The 20,519-nt window shown below is 56.5% G+C and carries 18 protein-coding genes; 12 read left to right on the top strand and 6 right to left on the bottom strand.

Annotated features, from left to right (window positions below; genetic code table 11):
- The first annotated feature begins 325 nt into the window (after positions 1 to 325).
- Positions 326 to 1,645 carry an LLM class flavin-dependent oxidoreductase gene (locus CFBP5473_RS16570; RefSeq protein WP_027675916.1) on the top strand — a complete coding sequence of 440 codons (1,320 nt, stop codon included), beginning with the start codon at positions 326 to 328 and terminating at the stop codon, positions 1,643 to 1,645.
- A gap of 220 nt (positions 1,646 to 1,865) precedes the next feature.
- On the opposite strand, the gene CFBP5473_RS16575 is transcribed toward CFBP5473_RS16570, so the two are convergent.
- From CFBP5473_RS16575 to CFBP5473_RS16590, 4 genes are all read right to left on the bottom strand, one after another.
- Complete coding sequence (locus CFBP5473_RS16575) at positions 1,866 to 2,600, bottom strand: ABC transporter ATP-binding protein (protein ID WP_027675917.1); 735 nt, start codon at positions 2,598 to 2,600, stop codon at positions 1,866 to 1,868.
- The gene (locus tag CFBP5473_RS16580; protein ID WP_027675918.1) at positions 2,597 to 3,466 is read right to left on the bottom strand and encodes an ABC transporter permease; all 870 of its coding nucleotides are present in this window, start codon (positions 3,464 to 3,466) and stop codon (positions 2,597 to 2,599) included. The genes CFBP5473_RS16575 and CFBP5473_RS16580 overlap by 4 nt, the downstream gene beginning before the upstream one ends.
- Positions 3,463 to 4,458, bottom strand: coding sequence for an aliphatic sulfonate ABC transporter substrate-binding protein (locus CFBP5473_RS16585; protein ID WP_027675919.1), 996 nt, complete (start codon positions 4,456 to 4,458; stop codon positions 3,463 to 3,465). The genes CFBP5473_RS16580 and CFBP5473_RS16585 overlap by 4 nt, the downstream gene beginning before the upstream one ends.
- Positions 4,459 to 4,587: 129 nt before the next feature.
- Positions 4,588 to 5,826: a M24 family metallopeptidase gene (locus CFBP5473_RS16590; protein ID WP_027675920.1), complete on the bottom strand. Its 1,239-nt coding sequence runs from the start codon at positions 5,824 to 5,826 to the stop codon at positions 4,588 to 4,590.
- A 321-nt stretch (positions 5,827 to 6,147) separates the two neighbouring features.
- Between CFBP5473_RS16590 and CFBP5473_RS16595 the strand changes: the two genes are divergently transcribed.
- From CFBP5473_RS16595 to CFBP5473_RS16635, 9 genes are all read left to right on the top strand, one after another.
- Positions 6,148 to 7,569 carry an ABC transporter substrate-binding protein gene (locus CFBP5473_RS16595; protein WP_234881877.1) on the top strand — a complete coding sequence of 474 codons (1,422 nt, stop codon included), beginning with the start codon at positions 6,148 to 6,150 and terminating at the stop codon, positions 7,567 to 7,569.
- Between the two features lie 105 nt (positions 7,570 to 7,674).
- Positions 7,675 to 8,628, top strand: a complete 954-nt coding sequence (locus CFBP5473_RS16600; RefSeq protein WP_219276214.1) for an ABC transporter permease — start codon at positions 7,675 to 7,677, stop codon at positions 8,626 to 8,628.
- Positions 8,625 to 9,482 carry an ABC transporter permease gene (locus CFBP5473_RS16605; protein ID WP_051441304.1) on the top strand — a complete coding sequence of 286 codons (858 nt, stop codon included), beginning with the start codon at positions 8,625 to 8,627 and terminating at the stop codon, positions 9,480 to 9,482. The genes CFBP5473_RS16600 and CFBP5473_RS16605 overlap by 4 nt, the downstream gene beginning before the upstream one ends.
- Entirely contained in the window at positions 9,479 to 10,285 is an 807-nt protein-coding gene (locus tag CFBP5473_RS16610) for an ATP-binding cassette domain-containing protein (RefSeq protein ID WP_027675923.1), read from the top strand. The genes CFBP5473_RS16605 and CFBP5473_RS16610 overlap by 4 nt, the downstream gene beginning before the upstream one ends.
- Positions 10,285 to 11,034 (top strand): ABC transporter ATP-binding protein, encoded by a 750-nt coding sequence (locus CFBP5473_RS16615; protein WP_027675924.1) that lies wholly within the window; start codon positions 10,285 to 10,287, stop codon positions 11,032 to 11,034. The genes CFBP5473_RS16610 and CFBP5473_RS16615 overlap by 1 nt, the downstream gene beginning before the upstream one ends.
- Before the next feature lie 279 nt (positions 11,035 to 11,313).
- A complete protein-coding gene (locus tag CFBP5473_RS16620; RefSeq protein WP_234881844.1) occupies positions 11,314 to 12,276 on the top strand; it encodes an ABC transporter substrate-binding protein in 963 nt (320 codons plus the stop codon).
- Between the two features lie 13 nt (positions 12,277 to 12,289).
- Positions 12,290 to 13,141, top strand: coding sequence for an ABC transporter permease (locus CFBP5473_RS16625; protein ID WP_027675926.1), 852 nt, complete (start codon positions 12,290 to 12,292; stop codon positions 13,139 to 13,141).
- Complete coding sequence (locus CFBP5473_RS16630) at positions 13,138 to 13,860, top strand: ABC transporter ATP-binding protein (protein ID WP_027675927.1); 723 nt, start codon at positions 13,138 to 13,140, stop codon at positions 13,858 to 13,860. The genes CFBP5473_RS16625 and CFBP5473_RS16630 overlap by 4 nt, the downstream gene beginning before the upstream one ends.
- An 11-nt stretch (positions 13,861 to 13,871) precedes the next feature.
- Complete coding sequence (locus tag CFBP5473_RS16635; protein WP_027675928.1) at positions 13,872 to 15,209, top strand: LLM class flavin-dependent oxidoreductase; 1,338 nt, start codon at positions 13,872 to 13,874, stop codon at positions 15,207 to 15,209.
- Between the two features lie 224 nt (positions 15,210 to 15,433).
- Here the strand turns inward: CFBP5473_RS16635 and CFBP5473_RS16640 are convergent, their stop codons facing one another.
- Both CFBP5473_RS16640 and CFBP5473_RS16645 read right to left on the bottom strand, forming a co-directional pair.
- On the bottom strand, positions 15,434 to 16,639 hold the full coding sequence (locus CFBP5473_RS16640) for an MFS transporter (RefSeq protein WP_027675929.1): 1,206 nt from the start codon (positions 16,637 to 16,639) through the stop codon (positions 15,434 to 15,436).
- 11 nt (positions 16,640 to 16,650) lie between these two features.
- Positions 16,651 to 17,685: an aldo/keto reductase gene (locus CFBP5473_RS16645; protein ID WP_027675930.1), complete on the bottom strand. Its 1,035-nt coding sequence runs from the start codon at positions 17,683 to 17,685 to the stop codon at positions 16,651 to 16,653.
- An 88-nt stretch (positions 17,686 to 17,773) separates the two neighbouring features.
- Between CFBP5473_RS16645 and CFBP5473_RS16650 the strand changes: the two genes are divergently transcribed.
- Both CFBP5473_RS16650 and CFBP5473_RS16655 read left to right on the top strand, forming a co-directional pair.
- Positions 17,774 to 18,682 (top strand): LysR family transcriptional regulator, encoded by a 909-nt coding sequence (locus CFBP5473_RS16650; protein ID WP_136954391.1) that lies wholly within the window; start codon positions 17,774 to 17,776, stop codon positions 18,680 to 18,682.
- Between the two features lie 401 nt (positions 18,683 to 19,083).
- Entirely contained in the window at positions 19,084 to 19,821 is a 738-nt protein-coding gene (locus tag CFBP5473_RS16655; RefSeq protein ID WP_106389423.1) for an outer membrane protein, read from the top strand.
- Positions 19,822 to 20,519: the final 698 nt, after the last annotated feature.

Genomic DNA, 20,519 nt, shown 5'->3' on the forward strand with positions numbered 1-20,519 from the left:
CACAACCGGAACGACCAAGTGCAGCGCAATGCGGATGGCCGGAAAATATCACTTATGCGTCGCCGGAAAACCTATGGCTACAAGCTACTGTAACAAGGGAGAGCAACGCAGCGTCGATAGTCAGGTGTCGGTCAGGTCGAGTAGAGGGCAGCAACCACTCGGGGGCTATACCCTTAGTTATTGGGCCTGATTACGCTGAGGACCGCACAGACCAAAAATTGATGGCGGCTTTTCCCTTGCAAGAAAGTCCGTCCGTTTCGATATGGAATGTCCGGCCATCGTCGCACTCTGTCGGCGGCCAGTTTTCGTTTAACGGGAAATTCCCATGCCCAAGTCGCTTCATCTCACCGCCTTCATGCGCCCCGTCAGCCTTCACACCGGCGCTTGGCGCTATCCGGGCGCCTATGCGGATGCCAACTTCAATTTTAGTCATCTGAAATCATTCGCCCAGAAACTGGAACAGGCAAAGTTCGACGCCTTCTTCATGGCGGATCACTTGGCCGTCCTCAACATGCCGGTCGAGGCGCTGAGACGCAGTCACACGGTGACGTCTTTCGAGCCCTTCACCCTTCTGTCAGCTCTTGCCGCAGTCACCGACAGAATCGGTCTCGCCGCGACAGCTTCCACCACTTTTGACGAGCCTTATCATGTAGCGCGCCGTTTTGCCTCCCTCGATCATATAAGCGGCGGACGGGCCGCCTGGAACATCGTCACGACGTCAAACCCTGATGCCGCCCGCAACTTCGGGCTCGACGGGCACCTTGAGCATGGCGAACGCTACAAGCGGGCGCGCGAATTCTTCGATGTGGTGACAGGGCTGTGGGACAGCTTTGCAGACGATGCATTCATTCGCGATCAGGAAAGCGGAATCTTCTTCAATCCGGACAAGATGCATGTGCTGGACCATAAGGGCGAGGATTTCAGTGTTCGCGGGCCGCTGAATATTGCCCGTCCGATCCAAGGCTGGCCAGTCATCGTGCAGGCAGGACAATCAGAACCCGGCAAGCAACTGGCAGCCGAAACTGCCGAAGTCGTTTTTGCCGCCCCGCGCGATCTTGACACGGCGAAAACGCTGTATGCCGATATCAAGGGACGCATGGCACCGGTGGGTCGCGATCCCGCACATCTGAAGATCCTGCCTGCAGCGATGATCGTGATCGGTGATACACCAGAGGATGCCAGGGCCAAGCGCGCAAAGCTGGATAGCCTCGTGCACTACGATAGCGCCATCGCCTCACTTTCCATTGCGCTTGGCCATGATGCCTCCGGCTTCGATCCTGGTGCGCCCCTGCCAGACATCCCGGAAACAAACGCCAGCAAGAGTGGAAGGGCGCAGGTGCTGCGACTGGCCGAGCAGGAAAAACTGACAGTGCGTCAACTCGCCCAGCGCTATGGCGGCTATGCTGGTCTTGCCTTTATCGGCACGCCCGAAACCATCGCAGACGATATGGAAACCTGGCTGAATGAAGAGGCCTCAGATGGCTTCACCTGCGTCTTCCCCTTCCTGCCGCAAGGGCTGGACGACGTCACGGAGAAGCTGGTTCCAGAACTGCAGCGGCGCGGTCTGTTCCGCAAGGACTATGAGGGGTCGACTTTGCGCGATCATCTTGGCCTTCCCCGCCCCGCAAACCGGTTCTTCCTTTGAAGACACAGCGGTATCCGCCTTCAAAACGAAGACCAAACACGAGCCGAGACATCATACAGACGCTGAGCGCTCTTTTTCGAGTAGCTGACGCTATGCGAACTTGGTAACAACCGTTCGTAGGCTGGGACCTTCGAAGTGGAGACGGAGCGTTAATCGGAGAGCGCAATTTGGCGCTCCTATTCCGCCTGCTCTTTGAGTTTTTATTCCGAATCCGATATCCTCAAATAACATGCGCGACCTGAAGGGCAGTCAGAACTTCACTTTTTAACTCTGCCAAGCGCAAAGCGCGGCGGTCTCTCGGGCGGGCAACATCGACGTCGATATCTTTCTGGATACCGCCATTTCTGGCGCCCATCATGTAAATCCTGTCACCGAGATAAAGCGCTTCGTCAATGTCGTGGGTGACCAGTAGAAACGATATGCCGCGCTGTTCCACGAGCTTGAGGATCAGGTCCTGCAGCTTCATGCGTGTGAACGCATCCACTGCGCTGAATGGTTCATCCAGCAGCAATATTCGGGGTTCCGTGTAAAGCGCGCGCGCAATCGCAACGCGCTGAGCCATCCCTCCGGAAAGCGCCTTCGGCAAGGTGGCCGCATGCCCATCCAAGCCCACATCTTCGATCAGCCTGTTGACCTTGGTAACATCGAAGCCGCGACCATCTGCGTAGCCGATGTTCTGAGCCACCGTCAGCCAGGGCATCAACCGCGGCTCCTGAAACACAAACGCGACGGGCGGGAACGACGATTTGCCGTGATGCCGCTCCACGTTGACCGAGACCTCCCCGGCAAAGCGCTGGTCAAGCCCGGCGGCTATGCGCAGAAGCGTACTCTTGCCGCAGCCACTGGGCCCAAGCAACACGGCTGCTTTGCCATCTTCAAGCTGAAGATGAATATCATTCAATACGACGGTATTCCCGAAGGATTTTTCGCGCACGTCTATGTCGAGAAGGCTCATGCGGCTTTCCCTCCAATCGAGGTGGAATATGTGTCCCGCCAGGACAGGCAGCGATCTTCAATAAGTTTGAAGGCGCTATCGGAAATCTTGCCAAGCACGGCCAGACAGATGATCGCGATCAGGACGAGATCTGGTCTCGACAGCTCTCGTCCGTCCGAAAGCATGTAACCGATGCCTTCCGATGCTGCCAGTAGCTCAGCCGCAACGACACTCAGCCAGGCGAGCGACAAGCCGTAACGCAGCCCCGTAAAGAGATGCGGCAGCGAGGCTGGAATGAGGATGCGCAAGACGAGCGTGGGTAGGGATTGGCCGTACATCTCCCCCACCTCGACCAATTTGCGATCAACATTTCGAATGCCGGAGAAGAGGCTTAGATACACCGGAAAGAAAGCGCTTTTGGCAATCAGCACGATCTTGGATGTTTCGCCTATCCCGAACCAGATCATCAAAAGCGGCACCCAGGCAAGGCTTGGTACGGCCCGCAACGCCTGAAAGCTAGGCTCGAGATAGCGCTCAGCCGAGTACCACAGACCAACGATCGACCCGACGATGATGGCAAGCAGCGAACCGGCCACGAAGCCGAAGAACACCCGCAAGCTGCTGGCTGCGATATTCGTCCAGAGCGGTCCCTCAGCCAGATAGAGGAATGTGCTGTAGAGATCGGATGGCGGGGGCAGCACATAAGGGCTGACCCACCCTAGACGAACAAAGATTTCCAGCATCAACAGAGCACCAACCGGTACGATGGCGCCACGCAGATCGATCGACAGCAGCTTTCGTCCAAAACCGGAAACCACGCTTGGGACGCTGGCGTCCTCCCTCCTCGAACGGCCATTATGCCGAACCTCTTCGCTGGAAAGCGTCATGCCCCCACAGCCCTTTTGGCGGGCGCCGGATCGATGAGTTGGGAGAGAACGTCATCGACATTCACGCCCGGGCGCAACACCTCCGGTCCGAGAAGCGGAGTAGCGGTTTTGATGGAGGCCAGCAGCTCCTCGCCAGGAACGGGGTCCGTCCAGCTGCGCCGCGCAATCGTGCGGCGGGTGACCTCGGCGTCGCCGCCCGCCTGCGCGGTGACGAATGAGACGAACTCATCGTTGTTTTCGCGTATCCATTTCTGCGTCTGCACCCAGACGCCGAGCAGGCGCTCGACAGCTTTCGGATGCTTTTCGAGAAATGCTTCCGAGACGCTGAACACACTGCCCTCACGCCAGCTCGGATCACTGAAGATTGCGCGATTACCAGCAATTTCGGCCTGTGCGGTCTGTGGATCGATACCGACCCAGGCATCCACCTGCCCCTGCTGAAGCGCCGTAAAGCCTTCCGGGTGCTGCAGGTTGACGACTTTGAGGTCGTTGATCGTCAGATCGCTTTTGGCCAGAGCACGAACCAGCGTAAAGTATGGCGCTGTTCCTTTCGTCACCGCAATCGTCTTGCCTTTCAAATCAGCAACAGACTTCAAAGGAGAATCTGCCTTGACCTGAATGATGGACGAGCCACCCCAACTGGCTACGTAAACAACTTTCAGTGGAACGCCATTTGCTCGCGAAAGAAATGCGGAGAGCGCAGCGGACCCGGCAAAATCGGTAGAGCCCACCTTCAGGAACTCAAGCGAATTGTTGCTTCCGCGCGATTGCACCCAGGAAATCTTCGTTCCCACATCCTTGAATGCGTCTTCCAGCCATCCCTTGTTTTTAATCAAAAGCGTGTGGGAGGAATAGTAGCCCCAGTCCAGCCGAAGCTCGGCAGGATAATCCGGCGTCTGCGAAAACGCACTCGTCGAAATAAACGGCGAAGACAGAGCGACGCCGACAGCGCCCAGTTTGAGAGCGCGACGGCGCGTGATGTTCGAGATCATTATCCACCCAATCTATTAATTCAGTGGATTAATTTATGCCGCTAGATAACGCTTCGTCGCGCAAAGCTTTCTCATATTAGAAGTGAAAAAAGAAAATTTCTTTCAGGAGGGGGTCGAAGCGGGAGCGGATCAACCCCCATCCCCGGAGAGATCACGTAGTACTCGCGGCAGTTTGTTCATGCATTCCGCTCCGCCACGCGTGACTAGAAACTGGTCCTCGATCATAAGCGCACCGAAGTTCTGACCATAAAACGGAGCCTCGAGTGCAACCACCATGTCTGCTTCGATGAGTTCTGGATTGTTAGCGGAGAAGAATGGCCACTCCTCGATACCTACATTGCCGCCGACCGAATGGCCGAAATGCCCGCGGTAATATTCGCCGAAGCCATCGCGTCTCATGGAGCGGAGCATTGCATCGTGGACAGCACCGAAAGCATTTCCTGGCTTGATCTGTTCAAGGCCTGCGTCAAAAGCTGCCTCCAATGCCTTGAAGATATCCTGCCCCAATTGCGACGTGGGGCCATATGTAAATGTGCGGGCACCGTCAGAGGAATAACCTTCAACAAGGGTCCCGACATCCGCTTTGATGAGCGCACCTGGGGTAACCCTGGCGGCACCGTCTGAAAGATTGGGGCCGACGGAAATGAAATCCCAATGCCCGCTCAGCGCAAAGCCGCCAACCTGTGCCGCATCCTGCGCACCCGCTTTCCAAGCCGTAGACAGTTCAGCCACCGGGACGTCGAGACGAACAGCCTGCATCATACTCTCAAGCCCGCCCTCCGCGGCATGTGCCGCGCGCCTCAACCTATCGATTTCCATGGGGGTCTTGATGGCTCGCAGGCGTCGCAGCACCAGCGAGCCGTCAACCCATTGAATTCCAGGAATCGATACCTTCAACGCCTCAAAATCAGCCGCTGGCATGCATTCGAGATCGACGCCGATCCTGCCCCCCATGAGACCTTTGTCCTTCAGCATATCGGACAAGAGGTCGAAACAGGCTGCGCGATCGAAGGTCTCCGGCCTCTGACCCGATACACCGGTACGTCGATAGGCCTCGTCAATTCCTGCGACCGATTCAACGCCCAAGAGATCGACCGTGTCGATCCATATGCGATGCGTCCTCAGATCGACATCTACTGCCTTATGTCGCATGACAGCCGCAGCATGGTCACTGACGATTGCCCCCAGTGGCAAATGAGCATCTGTGGGCACAAGAGCAATTGCAGCTCCCGCCCTGCCCCACATTGTCGCCACGCCCGCCGGAGCACCGATGGCGTACTGAAAGGCTTCCGGCTGAAAAAGAACCAGCGCGTCAAGTCCGGCCTCTCTCATCAGCCGCTCTGCACGCGTTCTATCGATACCACTCACGGCTACTCTCCATGCCAAACATGTCAATGGCTTAGCCGACGCTGGAAGAAAGCGCCAGCCGGAATAAATTTCCACTACTTGCTCGTTTAATCGAATGACATTTCCTAAACGTCGAGTCCCAGATCGTTGCCGATCTGGCTTCTCGCTTCAGCTCGGATATTGTGCAGACCTAAAGCAACGGCTGTAGCGGCCCGTCTATGAGGACATGAAATGAGCGGCTTGACGACCCAACCGGGGGTAACCTTGAAGACTACCCGTTCCCGAAAGTTTGCGCTGACTGCACTCGCACTGCTGATCAGCACTCTCCCTGCTGGCCCGCTCATGGCAGAGGATTTCGACGCGGATGCAACGGTCAACATCGGATCGCTATACGAGCCCCAGAACCTGGATAATACTGCCGGTGCTGGACAGGGTATCAACGAGGCATTCAACGGTAATGTCTATGAAGCCCTTTTCCGACTGACCGATGCAGGTGAGGTCGAGCCTGTTCTTGCCAAGGACTATACGGTCAGCGAAGACGGCCTTACCTATACATTCAAGCTACAGCCCGGCGTTACATTTCACTCGGGCGATCCCCTGACATCCAAGGATGTCAAATTTTCCATTGAACGCGTGACGGCGGCGGAATCCAAAAGCTCCCGAAAAAATAGTCTCAAAACCATTGCGACCATTGAAACACCTGACGATGCAACCGTTGTCGTCAAGCTCACATCCCGCTCGATCTCTCTCCCCTACAATCTGAGCTACGTCTGGATCGTCAATGACAAGGTGACAAATCTGACGGCGGCGGAAGATGGTACGGGGCCGTACAGCCTGACCGAGTGGCGTCGTGGTTCGTCGCTCGCAATTGGGCGGTTCGAGAAATATTGGGGCGCAAAGCCCAGCAATGCCGACGTCGTGTTTCACTATTTCACCGAAGCAACGGCGCTCAACAATGCACTTCTCACCGGCTCGGTAGATATCATCACCTCGGTTCAAAGCCCGGATTCACTCCGCCAGTTCTCCGATAATGCAGATTTCACCGTGGCCGAAGGCAAATCCACCACGAAGCTTCTGCTTGCATACAATGATCGCGTTGCGCCTTTTGACAACGTGAAGGTCCGCAAGGCGCTTGCTCGTGCAGTGGACGACGCAAAGCTTCTCAAAGCGGTATGGGGTGATCACGGCTCCCTGATCGGCTCCATGGTTCCCCCTACCGATCCGTGGTATGTCGATTTGACCTCAACGGATGCCTACGATCCACAAAGCGCCAAGGCGCTCGTGAAGGAAGCCGGTTATCCCGATGGCTTTACCTTCACCATCGACACGCCGAATTACGATCCACACCCGATCGCTGCACAATTTATCCAATCCGAGTTGGCTAAGATCGGCGTCAAGGTGAATATCAATATCATCACGGCCAATGAATGGTACACGAAGGTCTACAAAGCGCATGATTTCCAGGCGACCCTGCAGGAGCATGTGAACCACCGCGATGTCGTGTTTTACGGAAACCCCGACTTCTATTGGGGTTACAACAATCCCAAGGTGGTAGATCTCGTCAAGCAGGCCGAAGCCAGTGCAACGACCGATGAGCAGACGGAAAAACTGAAAGAAGCCAACGTGATCATCGCAGAGGATGCGGCCAGCAACTGGTTATACCTCTATCCACAGATCGTCGTCTCCTCAAAGTCCGTGACAGGATACCCGGTCAACGGCCTGAACTCGCAGTTCTTCGTTGCCGGAATTAAAAAGGCAGATTGAACTCGCTCGGGCTCTCCCGCGCACCGTATCTTCGTTATACAGTCCACCGCCTGACTTTCGTCGGGCGGTTTTCCTGCTTGAAGGGTCACAGAAATTCTCTCCTATCTGCTCCGCCGCACCGTGATATTGATCGGCTCTATTCTCATAGCCGCGATGGTGCTATTCATTTTTCTCCGCCTTCTGCCGGGCGATCCTGCAAACGCTCTTTTATCGGTTGGCGCCGACCCGGAGCAGATCGAGGCTGCCCGACAGCAGGTCGGTTCGAACCAGCCGCTGTCAGAGCAGTTTCTTCATTTCGTCAAAAGTATCTGCCGCTTTGATTTTGGAAACTCCTTCATCAGCCAGTCACCGGTCATGCCGGAGATTGTGCGCAGACTTTCGATAACTTTGCCTCTGACTGCCATTTCATTTTTGATTGCCGTCGCCATCGCCCTGCCGCTAGGCATTCTGTCTGCGGTCAAATCAAAACGCTGGTACGGCTCGGCGATAAGCGTTGTCTCTCAGCTTGGCATCGCCGTGCCCGTCTTCTGGATCGGCGTTCTTCTCGTCACGATTTTCGCCGTTAACCTCAGACTGCTGCCCTCTGGTGGGTTTCCTGCAAGGGGATGGCAGAGACTCGATTCCGCGTTGACCGCATTCGTTTTGCCGGTAGCAACGATTGCTATCGTTATGTCGGCATCTTTGATCCGATATGTCCGCTCGGCAGCGCAGGATGTTCTGGGAAGCGACTATCTACGCACCGCCCGCGCGCTCGGCGCTACCTTTTCCGAAGCGCTTGTCAGGCACGGAATTCGCAATGGCTCTGTTCCCGTCATATCGATTATGGGTATCGAGTTGGCGTCTACTCTGCTCGGAGCAGTCGTCGTGGAGCGCGTTTTCAATCTTCCGGGCCTTGGCTCCATGCTGCTTCTTGGCATTGAGCAGCGAGACTATCCTTCCGTGCAGGGCGTGCTGGTGATTTCGACCCTGCTGGTTCTCATCGTCGGCTTCATTGCCGATATCTCGCAAAGGCTGATCGATCCCCGACTTCGCTCCAGCATGCAAGGAAGACAGGGATGACAGACATTCAATTGGCCGATGACAGCATCATCAGTCGCCGCCGCTTTTCCCGGATATTTCTGATCGGCATCGGCATCGTTGCTCTTCACATTCTGATCGCCTTGCTGACACTCGTCTGGACACCCTACGATCCGAATGCAATGGCCGGTGGTCGGCTGGAGCCCCCTTCTATCCTTCATCTGATTGGCACTGACAGGCTGGGGCGCGATTTCCTGACGCTGATAATGATTGGGTCCCGCATTGCGCTGACTGTTGGTATCGGGGCAGTCATCATCGGCGGCGTGATCGGCATAGTATTGGGGTTGCTCTGTGGCTTCGCATCGAAAACGCTGGATGATGCGCTGGCGGCAACACTCGATATCATGATTGCTTTTCCGACCCTGCTCCTCGCCATGCTCATCGTCACCGCGTCGGATGGAGCCAGTCTGTGGACAGCAATCGTCGCAATCGGGATCGCCAATTCCGCGATTGTTGCCCGCCTGACACGTATTCTGACAAAACGCGTCCTGAACATGGACTTCATTACCGCATCGCGCGTTTCCGGCACCTCATGGGCAGGGGTTATCGTCCACCACATCCTGCCGAACATCTGGCCTACCCTGCTCGTCAATCTCGCCTTACAGTTCGGTTTGGCGATCATTACGGAAGCGTCGCTTTCCTATCTCGGTCTCGGTGCCCCGCCTCCCAATGCCTCATGGGGGCGCTTGCTTCAGGAAGCGCAGGGCACGGTCTACACCGCGCCGCTCGGTGCAGTCGCGCCGGGTATTGCTCTGGTCAGTCTGGTGATCGCCATCAATATCGTGGCAGACGAGCTGCGCGATCTGGCGGACCCCATAAGGAGGCGCCGTTCATGAACCCTATTCTCAACGTTGAAAATCTGTCGATCAATGCAGGCCCAAAGACACTCGTTTCGAATGTTTCTTTCAAGATCGACAAAGGCGAGAGACTTGGCCTTATAGGTGAATCCGGATCCGGCAAGTCTCTGACTTCACTGGCGGCAATAGGACTTTTACCGGAGGGCCTGTATGCAAGCGGCTCTATTCTTCTCGCTGGAAAACAGGTCATCGGAAGTCACGACAAGGATTTGGCGCCTCTTCGCGGAACGGCATCTGCTGTGATCTTTCAGGAGCCGCTGACAGCGCTGGACCCCTTGATGAAGCTTGGCAGACAGGTGCGGGAAGTGGTGCTCCGTCGCGCAAAACGGGATGGCCGCTCGCTGGACAGACAGACCGCCGACGGAGAAGTTCTGAGCCTGCTTCGGCAGGTTGCCCTTCCCGATCCAGATCGCATCGCGCAATCATGGCCGCATCAGATATCCGGCGGCCAGCGCCAGAGAGTTGCCATTGCAATGGCACTAGCATGCCGTCCGCAATTACTGATCGCAGATGAGCCGACCACGGCGCTCGATGTCACGACCCAAGTCGAGATTCTTGATTTGCTGCTCTCCCTCGTTAGACAACGCGGCATGTCTCTCCTTTTCGTCAGCCACGATCTCCCGGTCGTCGCAAGCGTCGTCGAAAGGGTCGTCGTTATGCGTAACGGACATGTGGCAGAGCAAGGAGCAATCAATGACGTCTTTCGCCATCCGAGAGATAGTTATACGCAAAGCCTCGTAGCAGCTGCGCGAGCCTTCGACGATGCACTGGGAATGAATTGATGAGCTTGATAGATGTCCGCAATGTTTCGTTCGGCTACAATCGGCAGCAGGCGACGCTTCAAGATGTGAGCCTGACTTTGCAGAAAGGACGAAACATCGGCATTGTTGGAGAATCGGGATCAGGAAAAACAACCCTTCTGCGGCTGATGCTCGGCCTCAACAGACCGCAGAGTGGCGAAATCCATATCGAAGGGAAACCTCTGGACACCGGAAGCCGAGAATTCATGCGTGGATTTCGGAAGAGAGTGCAGGCGGTTTTTCAGGATCCATATTCCTCTTTGGACCCTCGCCAGAAAGTCAAGGACATCGTTGCCGAACCGCTCCGATCTCTCAAAATCGCCGGTGACCGTAAGGAAGCCGTTGCGGAAGCGCTGAAGTCCGTGGGACTGACTGCGGATGATCTGATGGACCGCTACCCCCATGAGTTCTCCGGAGGGCAGCGTCAGCGGATAGCAATCGCGCGTGCGATAATCTCCCGGCCCGAGGTCATATTTGCCGACGAAGTCGTCAGCGCCCTGGACTTGTCTACCCGCATTCGGATTGTCGAACTGCTGAAGAAATTGTCCGAGACTGTGACGTTCGTCGTCGTGTCACACGACATCGGTCTGGTTGCTTCGCTTTGCCAGGACACCATCATCTTGGAAAAGGGCAGGATCGTTGAAAACGGTCCCACCCAAAGCATTCTCACCGCCCCGCGTCACGAATACACTCGCAAACTTCTTGCGAGCATTCCTCGCATGCCAGCGTAGAGGCCGTCACACGTCGCGAACCTCTGCGGCATATGATGACGGTCATCCTGGAAGAGCGTCAGGCAAACCAATCTGCGCGCTGAGAACAGATGCCGAGATTTTTCATCTACCAATCACCATTGCGCAGAGAACAGAAATACCGAATTCATGGATTACTCGCATCAAGATACCCTATGGATTTTGTAGAGTATTGTTAAACTAAGAGGAATTCCAACCTGCCAGCTGCGCGCATTATTGCGGGCTGAAAACGGAGCAAATTCCTTGTATCGTAGAATTTTCTTGCGCACGTCTGCTGCTGGTTTACTTTCGGCTCTTGTCTTGGTTGCTCCCTCAGCGGAAGCGGCCGAACCTGCAGCCAAGCTCATCGTTGCCGATCAGGCTGAACTAGTGCGCAATCTGCTGGAAGCCAGTGGAGAGCAGAAAACCCTCGGATTTGATGTTGAATACCCTAACTTTGCCGGCGGACCAGCCATCCTTGAGGCTATCAGGGCGGGCGCTCTGGACATAGCCTATGTCGGCGATACTCCACCTATTCAGGCTCGCGCATCCGGAACGCTTCTGCCGATTGTCGGAACGTTCACGCGTGAAGTCGCTCAGTATCGCCTGACGAGCCGCCCAGGTCTCAAGATCGACAAGCTGTCCGAGCTCAAGGGCAAGAAGCTCAGCTATGTCGAAGGATCGGGCCGCCAGGTATTCCTGATCGAGGCATTGAACAGGGCGGGCCTGAAACTTGCGGACGTCACGCTCGTCAATCTCCGCGTGGCTGACCTTCCTGATGCGCTGCGGTCCGGAGCAGTCGACGTCGCCGTTTTGCAGGAGCCCTTCGTCACGAGGCTCACCAAACAGGTAGGGGCAAGTCCTGTACTCGACCCTGAGGAGCGGCGGTTGTTGCCGAGCACCTCCTATTTTTATGCCCGCCCCGAAGCTCTAGCAGATCCTGCAAAGAGTGAGGCTATCAGGCAGTTTCTGGCAGCTTTCGTGAAAGCGGGAAACTGGAGCAACGAACACGACAAAGACTGGGCGAAGTTCTACTATACCGACTTCCAACGCGTTTCCCCGGATGACACCTCAGCAATCTTGGCCGGGCAGTCTCCGCTCGTCTTCCAAACTTCCGTCGAGGCGATACCCCACCATCAAAAACTGATCGACATCCTCTACCAGTCCGGATCGCTTAAGGAGCGGTTCGACGCCAAGGGATCATTTGTCGATACGTTCGATACCGTCATCAAGCAGTCTCGCTGATATCGGAGGTCGTATGACGGACATATCATCAGGCAGAATTACAAAAAGGCAAACAGTTCGGCACTTCGATCTTGCTGTCCGCAAGAGCTCGACGCAACTCGTTCCCGCCAAGCTGCCACCAGGATCGCGACTGGTTGGCCCAGTCATAGTTCTAATCGTATGGGAAGCCGCGTCCCGTCTGGGCCTGCTGTCTCCGAGCACGCTCGCCGCGCCCTCGACGGCAATCGCGACAGGCTATGACATGGTGCTGGACGGCAGCCTGCTGCCGCATCTTGCAGCGTCGGCAGCCCGCGCGTACTCCGGGCTTTTTCTGGGTGTGACCGTCGGCGTGATCCTTGCTCTTCTGTCAGGATTGACGCGAACCGGTGAGGCGCTCATCGACGGCCTCGTCCAGATCAAGCGGGCTGTACCTACACTCGCTCTTATCCCGCTGGTCATTATCTGGCTTGGCATCGGCGAGGCGATGAAAATATTCCTTATTTTTACCGCAGTCCTTATTCCGGTCTATATCAATACTCATGCGGCGCTACGTAGTATTGATATCGGCCATGTCGAACTTGCCCGCACTCTCGGGCTAACCCGCGCCGAGTTCATCCGGCATGTCGCCCTACCAGGAGCTCTACCCGGCTTCTTCGTCTCACTACGGCTCGCGGTCGCCCTCTGCTGGACGGCCTTAGTCGTTCTCGAGCTTGTCAACACGCAAACGGGTATCGGTTACCTGATGAACCGAGCTCGAGACTGGGGTCAGACGGATATTATCGTTGTGGGCATCATAATCTACGCTCTGCTCGGCCTCCTGTCAGATGCGGTCGTGCGGTATGTCGAAGACAAAGTACTTTCCTACAGACGGGCTCTTGGCTCATGAACGCACATGTTACTAACGCTGTAGTTCTTCGTGACCTTTCTCGCAGCTTCGAGGGCAAGCCTGTCCTCGACCGTATTTCGTTGGAGATCCCGGCCGGACAGTTTGTCGCCCTGCTCGGTGAGTCCGGTTCGGGGAAGACGACGCTGCTACGGGCGCTCGCAGGTCTTGACGACGACGCCGAAACCAAGGGACACTTCAGCGCGCCGGAGAGCTTCTCTGTTCTTTTCCAAGATTCCCGCCTTCTCCCGTGGAAAACGGTCATTGACAACCTGACGCTCGGTCTGCGCCGACCTGAGCCTGAAACGTCAGCGCTTTCCATGCTTGAGGATGTAGGGCTCGCTGACAAGGCCAATGTGTGGCCCTCCACACTGTCTGGCGGCCAGAAGCAGCGTGCGTCGCTGGCGAGATCCCTTCTCCGCACGCCGGACCTTTTGCTTGCCGATGAGCCTTTCGGTGCACTCGATGCGCTCACCCGCCTGAAGATGCAGGCTCTGCTGATGCGCCTCGTGGAGCGCAAACGACCGACGATTATTCTGGTTACGCACGACGTGGACGAGGCCCTGCTTCTGGCCGACCGTATCCTTGTTCTGAAGGATGGCAGCATCGCCGAAGATCATGCGATTTCGCTTCCGCATCCTCGCCACGAACACCAAGCCGAAGTCGCCTACCTCCGAAAGAAATTGCTTAAGAGCCTCGGCGTCGAAGCCGACAGCATTTGAAAGGCATCCCGATGTCGCGCAATCTACACCTGAACCTTTTCCTTATGTCCCGCGGCCACCATGAGGGCGCATGGCGGCACCCAAAAGCGAACCACAAGGCACTTACTGACCTCGCGCTCTATGTCGAGGCGGCGACGATTGCTGAAAGGGCGAAGTTCGATGCAGTGTTCCTCGCCGACACACTGGCCGCTGGCAATAGCAGCGGTCTTGCATCGTCGGGATCCCTCGAGCCAATCGTTCTTCTCTCGTTGCTTGCAGCCCATACGAAGAAGATTGGCCTCATCGGGACGGCCTCCACCACCTACAGTCTGCCCTACACGTTGTCGCGACAGTTCGCGACACTGGATCACCTATCCAACGGCCGCGCTGGATGGAATATCGTGACGTCTTGGGCTCCTGAGGCAGGGGCAAACTACGGGCTGCAGAAGAATGTCAATCACGGCGATCGCTACAAGTTGGCAGAGGAGTTCTTGGAGGCGGTCGATGCTCTTTGGAAAAGCTTCCCGGCAGATGCGGTCCTCGATGATCGCGAGGGTGGACGATATCTTGATCGTGATCGGATGACACCAGCGAACTATGCCGGCGAGCACTACCGGACAAAAGGACCGCTCAACGTTCCAGAGAGCCCTCAGTCTCGCCCTGTCTACATCCAGGCCGGACAATCCGATGCAGGCCGCGGCTTTGCTGCAAGGTGGGCCGAGGCCATCTTCACCGCCCACATGACGAAGGATTCTGCCAAGGCGTTCTACACCGATGTGAAAAGCAGGGCAGCCGCTTTCGGTCGCAGTCCGGAAGACATCGTTGTCCTACCCGGCATCAGCGCGGCCATCGGTTCCACCGCCAGAGAAGCTGAGCAAATCTGGGAGGAATTGGACGACCTCACCAGCACGGATGTCGGCTTGACGCGTCTCTCAGCACGGTTCGGTGGCCACGACTTTAGCCGCCTGCCACTTGACCGCACACTGACCGAGGACGACTTCCCCGACCCGAATGGGGTAGAAGCATCGAGGAGCCGGGTGGTCGGCTACATCGACATGGTGCTCAAAGAAAATCTAACGCTCAGGCAGTTACTTCGCAAACTCGCAGGCGCTCGCGGGCATTTTGTGGCGACGGGCACACCGGAGCAGGTCGCCGATATCATCGAAGACTGGTTCAGGACGGGCGCCGCCGACGGCTTCAACGTGATGCCGCCGATCATCAACAGTCAGCTTGCAGTCTTTGCTGACGAGGTGGTTCCAATTCTGCAAAGGCGCGGCCTGTTCCGGCATGAATATGAGGGCAGCACGCTACGCTCGCATTTTGGGCTGAGCGACGCGGCTTGGCCAAATGCGCTGGCCCGATCAGCTTGATGATGAACCAGCTGACGGCTCGGATACCCATAGATGGCAAAGTTCGTCAAACCGATGAAGTAGGTACGATTGCAGTTCTTAGGGGACCAAACTACCTGCACTAAACTTGGGAAATGGCTATCTATCGGCAAGATCAATGGAAAAATCGGATCTCACTCGTGGGTTGCCAAGTCGCACGGACCCAGTCAAATTGCGAAAATCTGTCTGGGTTCATGGAAAATCGTCTACAGATGATGAGTGTCCACTGCGACATCCGACGTTTCGCAAGACTGGCTATCGAGGTTGCTTGTTCCCCTGCGCACGGTGAGAAGCATCGCAAGCAAACCCATTGCAGCAGCCAGCGCGCCAGCCAGCGCCACGGAAGGATACCCCAGCCCCGTCGCGATCACTCCGCCGCCTAGCACAGCTCCGATCGCATTGCCCAAGTTGAACGCGCCGATGTTCATCGCGGACGCGAGGTTTGGCGCATCCGAAGCTGCGTTCATGATCCGCACCTGAAGCGGCGGCACTAGCGCAAAACTCGCGACGCCCCATAAGAAAATTAGGACAGCGGTCGGGACCTTGAAGGACATTAACAGGGCAAACATGGTGAGTATCACGGCAAGCGACGCCAGGGTAACGATCAGCGTGCGATCAACAGAGCGATCAGCATAACGCCCGCCCAGCCAGTTCCCTGCGGTCAAACCGACGCCATAAGTGACTAGCATCGCTGTGACGAAACCAAGCGAAGCTTGAGTTACGTCTTTCAGGATCGGTGTGATGTAGGTAAAAACGGTAAACATCGCGCTCGCCCCAAGAACGGTTAGACCCAAAGCGCCAAGGACTTCTCCGCGCCTCATGACGCGCATTTCCGCCATCGCATTTCCATTGGGCTCTGCCGGTAGCGCGGGCAATGTCAGTCGAAGCGCAGCCATCGTCGCTACACCCAACGCTGCGATGCCCCAAAACGAAGCGCGCCAGCCGAAATAATCGCCGGCCCAGGTCGCAATCGGAACGCCGACCACATTCGCGATTGTCAGTCCCATGAACATCGCCGCCACCGCCCCGGCGCGACGGTCCGCAGGAACGAGGCTGGTCGCCACGATCGCACCGACACCGAAGAATGCACCGTGGTTCAACGAGGTAAGGATGCGGGCTCCCAGCAGCACGCCGTAACTGTTCGAGATCGCCGCCAGTAGGTTGCCCAATGTGAAGATACCAGCAAGCAGGATAAGGAGCGTCCGCCTTGGCACGCGTGCTGTCGTCAACGTCATCAACGGTGCCCCGATCACCACACCGAGGGCATAGGCGCTGATGAGCAGCCCGGCAGTTGGTATCGACACGCCCAGATCTCCAGCTATGACGGGGAGCAGCCCCATCGGCGCGAATTCAGTTACGCCAATGCCGAAAGCGCCGACCGACAACGCCAGAAGGCCAAAATTGAATTTCATCGACCGACTCCTCAAACCAGCGCCGGATGCAGGCGGGCGAACCCTTCCTGTTGGCGGTATGGCGTGTGAGGATAGGGAGGTAACACAGTGCTCGCCGCGTCGAGCACCTTGATCTGGTCATCCGATAAGGCCCAACCAACTGCACCGAGATTGTCGCGCAACTGCGCTTCATTGCGCGCGCCGATAATGACAGAGGCGACGGTAGGTCGACGGAGCAACCAGTTGATCGCGACCTGCGGCACGCTTCGTTCGGTCTCGGCGGCGATGGTCTCCAATGCGTCGATCACGCGGTAGAGATACTCGCCGTCGACCGGCGGCGCGAACTGCTCGGTCTCATGGAGACGGCTTCCCTCGGGAATTGGCCGGTCGCGCCCGATTTTTCCCGTCAGTCGGCCCCAGCCAAGCGGGCTCCAAACGAGCGCACCAATACCCTGATCTGCTGCCAAAGGCATCAGATCCGCCTCGTAGGCACGCCCGATCAGCGAGTAATAGACCTGATGTGCGACTAGGCGCGGCCAGCCGTTGCGGTCAGCAAGCGCTTGCGCTTTCATCAGCTGCCAGCCCGGATAATTGGAAACACCGGTGTAACGAACCTTGCCTGCTGCAACAAGCATATCGAGTGTGGCCATCAACTCCTCTGTCGGAGTGGAAACATCGAAAGCGTGGAGTTGAAGCAGGTCGATGTAATCGGTGCCGAGCCGACGCAGCGCGTCTTCCACCACGCGGATGAGCCGGGCGCGCGATGCGCCCCATTCCTGTGGGCCATCCCCCATCGGCAGACCGGTCTTGGTCGAGATCAGCACCTTGTCGCGACGTCCCTTGATCGCCGCGCCAAGCACCGTTTCTGACGCACCGTTGGAATAAACGTCGGCAGTGTCGAATAGGTTGACGCCGGCCTCAAGGCAGATATCGACCATCCGCCGAGCTTCTGTCTCGTCGCTCCGGCCCCACGCACCAAAAAGCGGTCCAGTACCGCCAAAAGTCCCGGTGCCGAAGCTAAGCACCGGTATGCGCAATCCTGATGAACCCAGTTGACGATATTCCATGTCTCTTCACTCCAATTGCTATATGAGTTCATAAATAATCGGTCAAAGGATGCCGCAGTAGCCGTTACCAACGCGAAGGATTTTTGATTTGGATGCAAAGGTGATCATTGGCGGTGACAGGGCAAGGTCACTTGAGGTTTTCGCAACGGTGATGCGGGAGGGCAGTTTTTCCGCTGCCGGACGTGCCCTTGGTCTGACACCATCGGCAGTCGCGCGGTCAATCGACCGGATAGAGGCCAGGCTTGGTGTCAGGCTGCTACTGCGCTCGACCCGCGCCCTGATATTGACAGCTGAAGGCCAGGCCTATCTGCAGACCGCACGTCGCATCCTCGCCGATCTCGACGACGCCGAGCAGCAAATCGCCGATCAGGGCGCACCCCGCGGGCGGCTGAGGATCAGCGCCGCGCTGTCGCATGGGCGACTATGCGTGGTGCCGCTTCTCGATGAATTCGCTGCGCTCTACCCACATATCCTAATCGATATTGCACTGACCGACGCAGTCATTGATGTCGCGGCTGGGCAGGCGGACGTAGCGATACGATTTGGCCCACTCACCGACAGTTTGCTGACCGCACGCAAGCTTGGCGAAAATCGACGCATAATCGTGGCAGCGCCGCAGTATCTTGATCGCCACGGTATGCCGACGGCACCTGATGATCTGTACCGGCACAATTGCCTTAATTTCAACTTTCGGCGCGCTGAGCCGATCTGGCCCTTCCGCTTCGAGGGACAAGACATCACGCTATCGGTGAAAGGCAGCATCGAGGCGAACAATGGCGAGACGCTTGGTCAGCTTGCAGCCGCTGGCGTAGGGATCGCTCGGGTCGGCGCCTTCAGCGTCGCCGAGGACATTGCCACTGGGAGGCTTGTGCCGATACTAGAAGAGTTCAATCCTGGCGATGTCGAGTTGATTCACGCGGTGTTTGTCGGCGGAGCGAATACACCCGCGCGCGTACGAGTGTTTATTGACTTCATCGCATCACGCCTCAACCAATGACATCCGACTAGTTTCGACGGTATCTGTCGTCAATCCGAACAGAATACTTGGTCTGGTGCAATCTCTGCAACTCTCTTCACCACCCGCTGCCAAAAGCCGGATCACGGCATCGATCGAAATAGGGTCAAATTTTGATAAGCATTAAACCGGCAGAGGACCGACGTCTCACGATCATGACAACTTATGTTCGTCCGTCACCAGCGTCACGGACTCAGAGAGGCTCTAGCACTCGGCGACTATGCACATATCAACATGCTGAACGGATTAGCGCTTTATACAGTTTTTCAAACGCATGGTTGCACGCGCGCAACACCTGCAGATATCGTGACCGGACAAACAGCTTTGGGAGCGGGGAGGAACTCGACCGCGAAACCTAAGTGTGACCAGATCAGAATCACAATATGGTTTCTCCGAAAGGTCTTCAAATGAATCGATATCTAAAATTTTTTAGCCTTTTGGGGCTACTGGCGTCAACGACGCATGCCGCCGACATGCTCACTCCAGATGAACCCGTCGTGGCATCCAACCCCGGCGGCTTCTACCTCGGTACGCTCAGCAGCCTAACCTTCCTCGATGACACGGACTTCACGTCTGGTGCTGCGAGCATTAGCACTGATTACGACCTCGGCTTTTATAGCGCGCTACGAACCGGTTACAGCTTTGGTGGCTACGGGATCGTTTCGCCGCGTCTAGAACTAGAAATTGGCTACGGGACGGCCGACGTTAATGAACATACGGTTAGTGGGGTGAATTTCGGGAACGCCTCGTTCGGAGAAGCGCGTGCGATCCAGGGCTACGTCAACGGCTATCTCGATATCGCGACGTCAACGGCTTTAACGCCCTATCTCGGTGGCGGTGTAGGTGCGATGAATTTGGAACTTCACCGTCAAGGCGTGGCCGGCATTGCCATCGATGACGACGACACCAAATTCGCCTACCACCTCGATGCGGGTGTCGGTATAAAGCTAGATACGATTTCGTTTTTCAGAGAGAGCGCGCTCTTCAGCAACACGACATTCGACATCGGCTACCGCTACACGGCAGCCGACAACTTTAACTTTACGGCTACCGATGGCAGTAGTTCGAGCACAGACTTCAGCAGCCATGCGGTAACCGCAGGTTTCCGACGCCAGTTCTGAAACTTTTATCGAGTGTATACGGGCTGCTTGGACGCCTGCAACACCATCAACAATCGGAGATATGGGATAGCAGTCATGCTGCTTCCTATATCTTAATTATACGCTAGCACGTCGCCGAGCAGAGGCGCCTACCCCATCCGCTCGTGCGTAACGCCCTACGATCCTGCCATCGAACGGTCGCGAGGTGGCACTGTTACATTTTCGCGAGCCTATGGACAATTGGCGCCTCGTCAGTAGTGACGTCTAGCGACAGCTGCGTTCTGTCCTTGCGAGCTTCAAGCCATCACCCTCGATGACACAAGCGATACGGTAGCAATTTCAATAAAAGTGAAACAGCAGTCGGAAACCGTCTAGTGAGCTTACCTGCAAACCGGATACGAGATCGACCTGCAAAAGGCGAAGTTTCCTGGTGTGGGTGCCAAGAGAGGTCGCTAAAGCGGATTCAAAGGAGCTCTTTCCGCCTAGCGATTACACTTTCTCGCCGCCTACAAGACTCTCATACAATTGACCCAAGCCAAAAAATGGAAGCGCGTCGTTCGGTGATCAAGTTGCAGAAACACAAAGCGGCGTCATTCTTCGAAATCCATCCAACCCGCGTGCAGTGCCTAAACAAAAAAGGCCGGGGCGAAACCGCACCGACCTTCCTGTCGCTTGTCATCCTCTGCCAGTACATCCGTGGACAGTGCGCAAGCTACTTG

The organism is Agrobacterium larrymoorei (genome assembly GCF_005145045.1).
Classification (GTDB): Bacteria; Pseudomonadota; Alphaproteobacteria; order Rhizobiales; family Rhizobiaceae; genus Agrobacterium; species Agrobacterium larrymoorei.